This window comes from Pseudoalteromonas sp. 2CM39R, from assembly GCF_023161845.1.
Genome location: NZ_JALNTM010000036.1, coordinates 33,916 through 43,102, shown reverse-complemented (window position 1 = coordinate 43,102; position 9,187 = coordinate 33,916). Strand labels below are relative to the sequence as shown.

The window sequence follows — 9,187 nt, the reverse complement described above, 5'->3', positions numbered from 1 at the left end:
AGAAAGAGTAAAGTTAGAAAGAGTAAAGTTAGAAAGAGTAAAGTTAGAAAGAGTAAAGTTAGAAAGAGTAAAGTTAGAAAGCAGCCTGCTAACTTTACTCTTTCCCCTAGAAGCTCGCTAACTGTTCGGAATTCAATCTGATAGCTGACGGCTCCAACTTTACTCTTTCCCCTAGCAGCTCACTACAACCAAATCTTTTGTAGTTCTGGCCATTGTTTTTCAAATTGTGCACTTGGTTTTGCTTTGAAGTCGCTGCGCACGAATTGGTTCATCTTACCTTCTACATAGGCGAGTAAGAAGTTGGCTAGGGTGCTTTCGTCTGACTGGAATGCTTTACCTTCGCGAAGTTTGCGTTCGCGTAGCACTTGCTTGAACTGAGTTTCTAGCTTTTCAAATAAGCCTTGTACACGCTCACGTAAACGCTCTTGCTCACCTTGCAAGGCATCACCGGTCAAAATGCGGGTAATGCCCGGGTTTTTCTCGGCAAAAGCTAACAATAACAGCAAAATATTGTATACACGTGTTTGGCTTTCTTTCTCATTTTCTAAAATGAGGTTAATGCGTGATAACAGGGTATCTTCAATAAACTCGATTAGGCCCTCAAACATCCGTGCTTTACTCGGAAAATGACGATATAACGCAGCTTCAGACACACCTACCTCAGCCGCGAGTTTTGCGGTTGTGATACGTTGACCTGGGCTGGTTTCTAACATTTGTGCGAGTGCTTGCAGAATCTGCTCTTTGCGATTACTTCTTTTTGTCGCAGGCATGACCATTCCTTTCTTATAATTTATTACTTGCGCTGTTGGGAGTCAGACAAGCCATTTTTTGTGCAAATGAGTGGCTTATGTTAATGTTTTATTCAGTTTCTTTCCAGCATTTTTACAAACGCTTGGCAAGCTCAGTCATTACGCTCATGGCTAAATCTTTTTTACTTCCCATTGCTAAATCTAGCTGCTCATTGTGCCAGAAGAGTGTTAAAGCATTATGATCAGAATTAAAGCCAAGACCTTCTTTTGATACGTCATTTGCGCAGATCATATCGAGGTTTTTGTTCTTTAATTTACCTTGTGCATAGCTTGCAACATCTTGAGTTTCTGCTGCAAAGCCAACGGTATAAGGGCGGTTTTCGCTAAGCGCTGCGACGTTAGCGATGACATCTGGGTTCTTAACTAAAGTGAGGGTTAGTTCATCGCCTTGCTTTTTCATCTTTTGCTCATGAATTGCTGCTGCACGGTAATCAGCCACTGCTGCACAGCCGATAAATGCATCCGATTGCGCGGCCAGTTCCATTGAGGCGGTAAGTAATTGCTCAGCACTTTCTATATTAGTAAGCAGGGCATTGGCAGGTGCTTTAATTGTTACGGGGCCTGAAATCAGATTTACCTTTGCACCTAGCGCAAGTGCAGCTTCTGCAAGGGCATAACCCATTTTGCCTGAGCTGTGGTTAGAGATATAACGAACTGGGTCGAGGGCTTCTCGGGTTGGTCCTGCAGTAATCGTGATGGTTTTGCCTTTAAGTAATGGCTCTACTTCAGGTTGTGTACAAAGTGCGACTAACTCATGAGGCTCTAACATACGGCCTGCGCCTACATCACCACAAGCTTGCTCGCCTTTACCTGGGCCCCAAATAGCCACGCCGCGCTCACTTAGTGTGGCAAGATTTGCTTGTGTAGCAGGGTGGGCATACATTTGTTGGTTCATTGCAGGCGCAACCGCCACTTTTGCTGGGGTAGCCAGTAGTAGGGTTGTTAGTAAGTCATCTGCAATACCCATGGCCATTTTGGCTAAAATATTACTGGTTGCAGGCGCAACTAAAATAAGGTCTGCCCATTTGGCAAATTCGATATGACCCATTGCGGCTTCTGCTGCTGGGTCGAGTAATGAATCAGAAACAATCTCACCGCTTACCGCTTGCATAGTTAAAGGAGTAATAAAGTGTTTGGCTGAATCGGTCATGACGACTTTTACTTCACAGCCTTGATCTTTTAAACGGCGAACAAGTTCTGCACATTTATAGGCTGCAATACCACCACTCATACCTAGCAGGATTTTTTTATTTACTGATTTTATCATTACGTGAAATTTAACCTTTGTCGATATGGGCTAACGATAGCAAATCTTTACCGATAGCATGAAGTTTTCTTTTATACAGACAGGAAAAAATTGGATTTTATAGTACAGTTTAATAAGTGGAATAGTTGTTTTAAGGATGAAGCAATGCCATTAACCGATCTACCTTTATCAGCAAGGCCGCGGGAGAAGTTACTTGCCCAAGGCGCCAAAGCACTCTCAGATGCAGAGTTATTAGCAATCTTCTTACGTACCGGTGTGCCGGGCATGAATGCTATTGAGCTGGCTGAGCACCTGCTCGATATAAACAGCACATTACACGACTTATTTAATGCATCTGAACAAGAGTTTTGTGCCCAAAAGGGTTTAGGAGCTGCTAAGTATGTGCAGCTTCAAGCGGTACTTGAGCTAAGCCGGCGCTATATGCTTGAGCAATGTAAGCGCGAGGCACTATTTACTTCGCCGCAAGCCGTGTATGACTATTTAACTATTCAGCTGCGAGGCTTACAGCAAGAAGTATTTATGGTGCTGTACTTAGATAGTCAAAACCAGCTAATTAAAGACGAAGTACTTTTTTACGGCACTATTAATGCCGCTTCTGTGTACCCACGCGAAGTTGTTAAAGCTGCACTGCGTAATAATGCGGCGGCTCTAATACTTGCTCATAACCACCCAAGTGGGGTTGCTGAACCTAGTCAGGCCGATAAATTAATCACCACAAAATTACAGCAAGCCTTAGCCTTAATTGACATAAATGTGCTGGATCACATCATAGTGGGTGGTGAAAATTGTGTTTCGTTTGCTGAAAGAGGGCTTATATAGAGCCAACTGTATTAGAGAGTGTGTTAAAAATGAGCAGTTTAGGGCGATTTTAGAAATTAGTTTAATTTAAATGCAGTTTTTACTTTCCCTAAGGGCATTCGATCTTTATAATTAGCCGCTATCAAATTTACACATGAGCTGATTGGATAAGATCTGTTACTTGATCTTTGCCTGTATAAGCTGTATAAAGAGCGCCCTTCGATTTATCCCGGGGCACAAATACTGGCCTAAGGGAAAATTAAGCTCGAGCGAAGTTATTGGAGATATATAGACATGTCTAAAGTATGTCAAGTTACAGGTAAGCGTCCAGCGGTTGGTAACCACCGTTCACACGCGAGAAACGCGACTAAACGTCGTTTCCTACCTAACCTACAAACTCACCGTTTTTGGGTTGAAAGTGAAAAACGTTTTGTAACACTACGCACTACTACTAAAGGTATGCGTATTATCGATAAAAAAGGCATCGACGCGGTTCTTACAGAAATCCGTGCTCGTGGCGAAAAAGTTTAAGGAACTGAATCATGCGCGATAAGATCCGTTTAGTTTCAACTGCTGGTACTGGTTTTTTCTACACTACCGACAAGAACAAGCGTAACATGCCTGAAAAAATGGAAATCAAAAAATACGATCCTAAAGCTCGTAAACACGTGATTTTCAAAGAAGCTAAAATCAAGTAATTTTAGTTTTCAGAATATCAAAAACCCAGCTTCGGCTGGGTTTTTTGTTTTTAGCGTTTAGAAAATCTTAATAGGGCATAATAATCTAGCTTGGCTTGCTGTTTTATCTTGCTTAATTATCAATCTAAGCGTAAAATGCGCGCTCATTTCGGCTTATTAAATTTAATTCCTTGCCTTAAACCGACTGGCCGAAACGGTAGAAGGCTCTATTAACCGTAAGGAATATCCATGCGTCATTACGAAATCGTATTCATGGTTCACCCTGATCAGAGTGAGCAAGTACCTGGTATGATCGAACGTTATACTGGTTCTATCACTGAAGCTGGTGGTACTATCCACCGTCTTGAAGACTGGGGCCGTCGTCAATTGGCTTACCCAATCGACAAGCTTCACAAAGCTCATTATGTTCTTATGAACGTTGAAGCACCTACTGAAGTAATCAGCGAGCTAGAAACTACTTTCCGCTACAACGATGCAGTGCTTCGTAACTTAGTTATGCGTACTAAAGACGCTGTAACTGAAGCATCTCCTCTTGCGAAAGAAGAGAAGAAAGAAGCACCAGCTGCTTAATCGTTTTGAGTTCAAGCATGGCGCTTGCAGTTGAGACAAAAAGATGAGCCAACCGCTTAATCCTTATATGAATCAGCTGACATTATCTGGGGTTGTTTGTAAAACACCTAAATATAGTCAAAGCCCTGCTGGTATACCGCATTGTATTTTTGTTCTTGAACATAAATCGATGCAAGTTGAAGCAGACCTTAACCGTAATAGTTATGTCAGGCTTCAAGTTGTTGCCAGCGGCACGCCAATGCAACAACAAACTCAACAATTGCACGTTGGGCAACAAGTGCAAGTGACGGGATTTTTAAACCGTCACGAAGGCCGAAACGGCTTAAGCCAATTGGTCTTGCATGCTCAACATATAGAAAGAATTTTTTGAGGAATTTTACTCATGGCACGTTATTTCAGACGTCGTAAGTTCTGCCGCTTCAAAGCGGAAGGCGTACAACAAATCGATTATAAAGATCTAGCTACTCTTAGAAACTATGTTACAGAAAGTGGCAAAATCGTACCTAGCCGTATCACAGGTACTAGCGCTAAATATCAGCGTCAGCTAGCAACTGCTATCAAGCGTGCTCGCTACTTAGCCCTTCTTCCATACACTGACTTACATAAGTAAGCAGCGGATTAACAGTTTTTAAAAGGTGTAGAGACATGCAAGTTATTCTACTAGACAAGATCGCAAACCTAGGTGGCCTAGGTGACCAGGTTGTAGTTAAATCTGGCTTCGCACGTAACTTCCTTTTCCCACAAGGTAAGGCAGTTCCTGCAACTAAAGCTAACATCGAAACTTTCGAAGCACGTCGTGCTGATTTAGAAGCTAAGATCGCTGAAGATCTAGCTGCTGCTCAAGCTCGCGCTGACAAGTTAGAAGCATTAGCTGAAGTTACACTAGTTTCTAAAGCTGGTGACGAAGGCAAGTTATTCGGTTCTATCGGTACTCGCGACATCGCTGAAGCTATTTCAGCTGTTGGCGTTGAAGTTGCTAAATCAGAAGTTCGTTTACCTCTAGGTACTATCCGTGAGACTGGCGAATTTGACGTAGCAATCGCAGTACACTCAGACGTATCGGCTACTATCAAAGTAATCGTTATCGCTGAAGCTTAATAGCAATATTAAGTAAAAAAGCCGCACTTAGGTGCGGCTTTTTTGTGCCTGAAATTTATGAATTGTAGCATTTTGTACCGCTATTGCTTCCTCGGTTATCATCCAATAGTATTGGTTTCTAAATTTTAAACACACAAATACCAATCCTATAATCTTACCTATTTTACAAACATACGTTCTTTTTTCTTAATTTTCTTATTCTTATTAGTATAATCGAATGAGTAAAAGTAAATTGGTTAAAATTGACACTGACAACGCTGTCAATTATATTACGCTGGTTAAAAAGTATTAAGGGGTTGAGGTTGAAAAGTGCATTAGTACCACATGGAATGGGTAAACAAACAGGCTTTACATTAGTAGAAATTCTTATCGTGATCGCTATTTTGGGGATTTTATATAGCGTAGCACTGCCTGCTTACACTGAGCACATGCAACGTAGTCGCCGTGCTGATATTCAACAAGAGTTACTGCAATACAGCGCCAGCCTCGAACGTATTTATTCACGAAATGGCGGCTACCCCAATGCATTTGCAACTCAAAATACTGACTATTACACCTTTACCTACACAGCAACCGATAAAGTATCAGGTGCTGTAAGCGATTTTAAAAATCGTGGCTACAGTTTAAAAGCCGCTCCTAAATCGGGTTCGGCGCAAGCAAGTGATCGCTGTGGTGACTTAACCGTTAAACATGATGGTAGTTATAGCGCTTCATTTAGTGATTGCTGGGAGTAACACAATTGCGTCGAATTGCAGGGTTTACCTTAATTGAGTTAATGGTTGTGCTGAGTGTTATTGGCATTATGGCAGCCCTTGCTTTTCCGTCTTTTAGTCAGCAAATTTTGCAAGATCGCGTAGTAACTACTGCAAATCAATTAAATAGTGCTTATAAATTTGCACGTAGTGAAGCGGTCAAACGCGACAAACCTATTAATCTAGTTGTCAGTAATAATAGTTGGCAAGTGACCCTCAACGAGGGCGGGGTAGACACGGTTTTAAAAGAATTTTCGGTCACAAAAAGCGGTGTTACCGTCAATTTAGTCGCATTGGCCATTAGTGCCAGTGGCGAAGTTGATAAACAAGCTGAAATTTTAGTGAAAGATGAGCACACAAATACCACAGATTATGTGATGTGTGTGCTTAAAAGTGGCCAAAACTGGTTAGTAGAAAATTCACAGCGAGGATGTGCATGAATAAGCAGGCAGGCTTTTCATTATTAGAAGTGATGATTTCAGTGGTGATCGCTGGCATCGCATTATTAGGCTTGGCGGCAGCGCAGCTAAAATCGCTACAATATGCAACCAATAGCTTTAATTACACAGTGTCACTTATTCAAGGGCAAAACACCATAGAGCGTTTGTGGCCGCGTATTTGTGAAATTCAAAAAACCAATACCGCACTTTTTCAAGACGCGACATTTAGAGCTTCGCTCGCGCCACAGATGAGTGATTATCAGCTGACTATCCCAGCTACTTACAGTGATGATATGCAAGTTAATGTGGCTTGGGTCGATAAGCGCATGACAGACAATGCAGAAAATCAAATTAGTCTAAATGCCAGTTTCCCTGATTTAACGGCGGTATGCTCATGAATAAAGGCGCTCAGGGTTTTACCTTAGTTGAACTGATGGTGGCATTGGCAGCAGGCGCTTTTTTATTAGCTGGGGTGAGCTTGTCTTACTCGGCGATTAAAAGCACGATTGAAGTAAGTAAAGAGCTTGAAAACGCTCAAGAAGTGATTCGCTATACCAGTAAAGTATTCAACCGCAGCATAAAGCAAACACAACTAACACCCACCATCAGTGCAGATAAAAGCACGATTACTATTACTCAGCCAAGTGGTGTCATTGCCTGTGATGGCTCAGCGACAACTGCGCAGGTGGTTGAAGTATATAGCTTAAATGGTAGCAGCTTAATGTGTTCTCTCGATGGTGCTGCCTCAGAGCGATTACTGACAGGTATCGAAGCTTTGTCATTTGATATCGCCGGGGAGCTTGTAACCGTTACTGTAAAGCCAAATGATTTACCTGCTCAGTTTGGCAATGGCATTAATATTGATATTGCGTTAACCAATGCAATATTAGTCAAAGCATACGGAGCTGGCAGTGTATAACAAGCAAAATGGTTTCACCCTAATTACAGTGTTGATCTTAACCAGTATGGCCAGCATCGTGGTGCTTAGCTCGCTACGTGAAAACGTTGTTCAAGAACGCTTAAGTGGTAACTTTCAAAAGAAATTAAACAGTCGTTTAATGGCTGAAAAAGGTGTGTTTGAACAAGCTAAGTTATTGCAACAAACCTTGAATGATGAAGGTGTATTAGCGGTTGAAGATTTGATCAGTAAAACCAGTAATGCATCGGGCTCTGGTGTTATCGCTGATGATGCCATTTTTAATGCCAGTTTAAGTCAAAATGCTGCCGGTGAGCTTGAAATTGCAAGCTTAGGGCAACGATTTGATGGTGATGCACAAAGTAACTTAGTCGCCCGTTTTGCAGTACAAGGCGCGAAAGGTAGCTCTGTTTTCACTAATGCGATGGTGGGGTGTAAGGGAGTCGATTTATCGGGCAGTGGTAGTATCGACAGCTATGATTCGAGCAAAGGCACCTACGAAGAAACCAAGTCGAATGATGGTGATGTTTCAACGATAGCTGGTGATTCAGATGTGGTGCTATCGGGTCATTCACCGATAAAGGGCGATGTAAAAGCGACCGGGGTTATCTACTTAAATGGTTCATCACCAATTATTGGTAATATCCATTCAAATTCCGGTGTTTATATTTCTCCTGGCAGTGGTTTACGTGTTGACGGTAATGTCTATACCCGAGGTTATTATACCCATCGTGGCGGGACTGTTTCGGGGGTTGTGCGAGCCAATGGTGATGTAAAAATGCAGTGGTCAACATTCATCACTAATAGCCAAGACGAAGCTCTGGATATTATGTATGGCGGCTCAGGCGATTTTAAAGACACCTACAATAATCAACAAGATGGTGTGCACTACAGTGACAGCAAGTTTAACGTAAACCCGAATGTTGAGCCAATAACCGTTGCTGATCCAACAGCACCCGATTATGACCCAACAAATCCAGACACCAGCTGCGACCCGTTAATTTTGCCAGAGAAAATGACAGACATCACAGACCAAGTGAGCAGTTACAGTTCTGTTTCGGTTGGTCCTACGCAACAATTTAAACTTAATACTGAAAGGGGCTTTTTTAGTAGCGGTGGTAGCCAAGTTATTTTGCCAAGCCTTGCCGATGTTTTCTTGTTTAACTCTAAAGCGCAAAACCAAGCCAATGGCAGTAACAGCAAAGAGTATATTTTTGCACTTGATAGACTCAAGATGACCAGTGACGGCAAAATGGAAGTTTCTGGTGGTGATGTTATTTTACTGATTGATGGCGACTTTTCGATGGCAGGAGATACCAGCCTAACAATCAAAAAAGACAGTAGCTTAACAGTGTTATTAACCGGAAAAGTAAATATTGGTGCAGGCGCAAAAGTCATTACTGAGCAAGAAGGGTTAACTACCAGTGGACATCCGTCGTTATCATTTTATTCATCATTTAATGGTATGAATGGGGTACAATTTAGCGGTGCTGCTAATTTATATGCGGCTATTTATGCTCCTTTGACAACGGTGAAGCTATCGGGAAGTGGTGAGCTGTTTGGTAGTGTACGTGGCTCAACAATTACAGCAACAGGGGGCAGTGGCGCTCACTATGATGCAGGTTTATTACAAGTACAAAATGGCGGCACGCCTGCTTCTTCGGCACGCATCGTATTTTTAGGTTGGAGCTACAAAACCCCAGAAACAACTGAAGAAGAAAGCGAAGCATCACCTGGAGAATAACGCAAACCCCCAAATAAAATTGTGTAAGCTCAAATATTTGTAGCTTACACAAAAAAAATTTAATTTCATTTAAACCTTTTGAATCCCTCCTTACG

General features: G+C 42.1%; 14 protein-coding genes. 12 read left to right on the top strand and 2 right to left on the bottom strand.

The features are described 5' to 3' along the window. Nucleotides 1-182 precede the first annotated feature (182 nt). Both slmA and coaBC read right to left on the bottom strand, forming a co-directional pair. Complete coding sequence (gene slmA / locus MTF66_RS36510; RefSeq protein ID WP_054554189.1) at nucleotides 183-770, bottom strand: nucleoid occlusion factor SlmA; 588 nt, start codon at nucleotides 768-770, stop codon at nucleotides 183-185. 112 nt (nucleotides 771-882) lie between these two features. Further along, on the bottom strand, nucleotides 883-2,076 hold the full coding sequence (gene coaBC / locus MTF66_RS36505) for a bifunctional phosphopantothenoylcysteine decarboxylase/phosphopantothenate--cysteine ligase CoaBC (protein ID WP_248530192.1): 1,194 nt from the start codon (nucleotides 2,074-2,076) through the stop codon (nucleotides 883-885). A 144-nt stretch (nucleotides 2,077-2,220) separates the two neighbouring features. Here coaBC and radC point away from each other — a divergent pair, with 144 nt between their 5' ends. The 12 genes from radC (at nucleotide 2,221) to MTF66_RS36445 (ending at nucleotide 9,092) form a co-directional block, all read left to right on the top strand. Continuing rightward, nucleotides 2,221-2,895, top strand: coding sequence for a DNA repair protein RadC (radC, locus tag MTF66_RS36500; protein WP_175080365.1), 675 nt, complete (start codon nucleotides 2,221-2,223; stop codon nucleotides 2,893-2,895). A gap of 273 nt (nucleotides 2,896-3,168) precedes the next feature. Beyond that, nucleotides 3,169-3,405 (top strand): 50S ribosomal protein L28, encoded by a 237-nt coding sequence (gene rpmB / locus MTF66_RS36495; RefSeq protein WP_036973115.1) that lies wholly within the window; start codon nucleotides 3,169-3,171, stop codon nucleotides 3,403-3,405. Between the two features lie 11 nt (nucleotides 3,406-3,416). Beyond that, nucleotides 3,417-3,572: a 50S ribosomal protein L33 gene (gene rpmG / locus MTF66_RS36490; protein WP_022946036.1), complete on the top strand. Its 156-nt coding sequence runs from the start codon at nucleotides 3,417-3,419 to the stop codon at nucleotides 3,570-3,572. A 228-nt stretch (nucleotides 3,573-3,800) separates the two neighbouring features. After that, on the top strand, nucleotides 3,801-4,142 hold the full coding sequence (gene rpsF / locus MTF66_RS36485) for a 30S ribosomal protein S6 (protein WP_036973113.1): 342 nt from the start codon (nucleotides 3,801-3,803) through the stop codon (nucleotides 4,140-4,142). A gap of 67 nt (nucleotides 4,143-4,209) precedes the next feature. Beyond that, nucleotides 4,210-4,512 carry a primosomal replication protein N gene (gene priB / locus MTF66_RS36480; RefSeq protein ID WP_036973732.1) on the top strand — a complete coding sequence of 101 codons (303 nt, stop codon included), beginning with the start codon at nucleotides 4,210-4,212 and terminating at the stop codon, nucleotides 4,510-4,512. Between the two features lie 12 nt (nucleotides 4,513-4,524). Beyond that, a complete protein-coding gene (gene rpsR / locus MTF66_RS36475; RefSeq protein WP_002962753.1) occupies nucleotides 4,525-4,752 on the top strand; it encodes a 30S ribosomal protein S18 in 228 nt (75 codons plus the stop codon). Between the two features lie 35 nt (nucleotides 4,753-4,787). Continuing rightward, on the top strand, nucleotides 4,788-5,240 hold the full coding sequence (rplI, locus tag MTF66_RS36470) for a 50S ribosomal protein L9 (protein WP_054554192.1): 453 nt from the start codon (nucleotides 4,788-4,790) through the stop codon (nucleotides 5,238-5,240). A gap of 302 nt (nucleotides 5,241-5,542) precedes the next feature. Next, entirely contained in the window at nucleotides 5,543-5,974 is a 432-nt protein-coding gene (locus MTF66_RS36465; protein WP_308200367.1) for a type IV pilin protein, read from the top strand. Nucleotides 5,975-5,979: 5 nt separating this feature from the next. Further along, on the top strand, nucleotides 5,980-6,432 hold the full coding sequence (locus MTF66_RS36460; RefSeq protein WP_058583802.1) for a GspH/FimT family pseudopilin: 453 nt from the start codon (nucleotides 5,980-5,982) through the stop codon (nucleotides 6,430-6,432). Then, nucleotides 6,429-6,830 (top strand): prepilin-type N-terminal cleavage/methylation domain-containing protein, encoded by a 402-nt coding sequence (locus MTF66_RS36455; RefSeq protein ID WP_248530191.1) that lies wholly within the window; start codon nucleotides 6,429-6,431, stop codon nucleotides 6,828-6,830. The genes MTF66_RS36460 and MTF66_RS36455 overlap by 4 nt, the downstream gene beginning before the upstream one ends. Further along, nucleotides 6,827-7,351, top strand: a complete 525-nt coding sequence (locus MTF66_RS36450; protein WP_248530190.1) for a prepilin-type N-terminal cleavage/methylation domain-containing protein — start codon at nucleotides 6,827-6,829, stop codon at nucleotides 7,349-7,351. The genes MTF66_RS36455 and MTF66_RS36450 overlap by 4 nt, the downstream gene beginning before the upstream one ends. After that, a complete protein-coding gene (locus MTF66_RS36445; RefSeq protein ID WP_248530189.1) occupies nucleotides 7,344-9,092 on the top strand; it encodes a PilX N-terminal domain-containing pilus assembly protein in 1,749 nt (582 codons plus the stop codon). Before MTF66_RS36450 ends, MTF66_RS36445 begins: the two co-directional genes overlap by 8 nt. Nucleotides 9,093-9,187 lie beyond the last annotated feature (95 nt).

What these genes read in the sequence shown, in the direction of transcription:
- MTF66_RS36455 (WP_248530191.1), top strand. Translation starts at nt 6,429, where the DNA reads ATGAATAAGCAGGCAGGCTTTTCATTATTAGAAGTGATGATTTCAGTG.
- slmA (WP_054554189.1), bottom strand. Translation starts at nt 770, where the DNA reads ATGCCTGCGACAAAAAGAAGTAATCGCAAAGAGCAGATTCTGCAAGCA.
- coaBC (WP_248530192.1), bottom strand. Translation starts at nt 2,076, where the DNA reads ATGATAAAATCAGTAAATAAAAAAATCCTGCTAGGTATGAGTGGTGGT.
- rpmG (WP_022946036.1), top strand. Translation starts at nt 3,417, where the DNA reads ATGCGCGATAAGATCCGTTTAGTTTCAACTGCTGGTACTGGTTTTTTC.
- radC (WP_175080365.1), top strand. Translation starts at nt 2,221, where the DNA reads ATGCCATTAACCGATCTACCTTTATCAGCAAGGCCGCGGGAGAAGTTA.
- MTF66_RS36450 (WP_248530190.1), top strand. Translation starts at nt 6,827, where the DNA reads ATGAATAAAGGCGCTCAGGGTTTTACCTTAGTTGAACTGATGGTGGCA.
- rpsR (WP_002962753.1), top strand. Translation starts at nt 4,525, where the DNA reads ATGGCACGTTATTTCAGACGTCGTAAGTTCTGCCGCTTCAAAGCGGAA.
- rplI (WP_054554192.1), top strand. Translation starts at nt 4,788, where the DNA reads ATGCAAGTTATTCTACTAGACAAGATCGCAAACCTAGGTGGCCTAGGT.
- priB (WP_036973732.1), top strand. Translation starts at nt 4,210, where the DNA reads ATGAATCAGCTGACATTATCTGGGGTTGTTTGTAAAACACCTAAATAT.
- rpsF (WP_036973113.1), top strand. Translation starts at nt 3,801, where the DNA reads ATGCGTCATTACGAAATCGTATTCATGGTTCACCCTGATCAGAGTGAG.
- rpmB (WP_036973115.1), top strand. Translation starts at nt 3,169, where the DNA reads ATGTCTAAAGTATGTCAAGTTACAGGTAAGCGTCCAGCGGTTGGTAAC.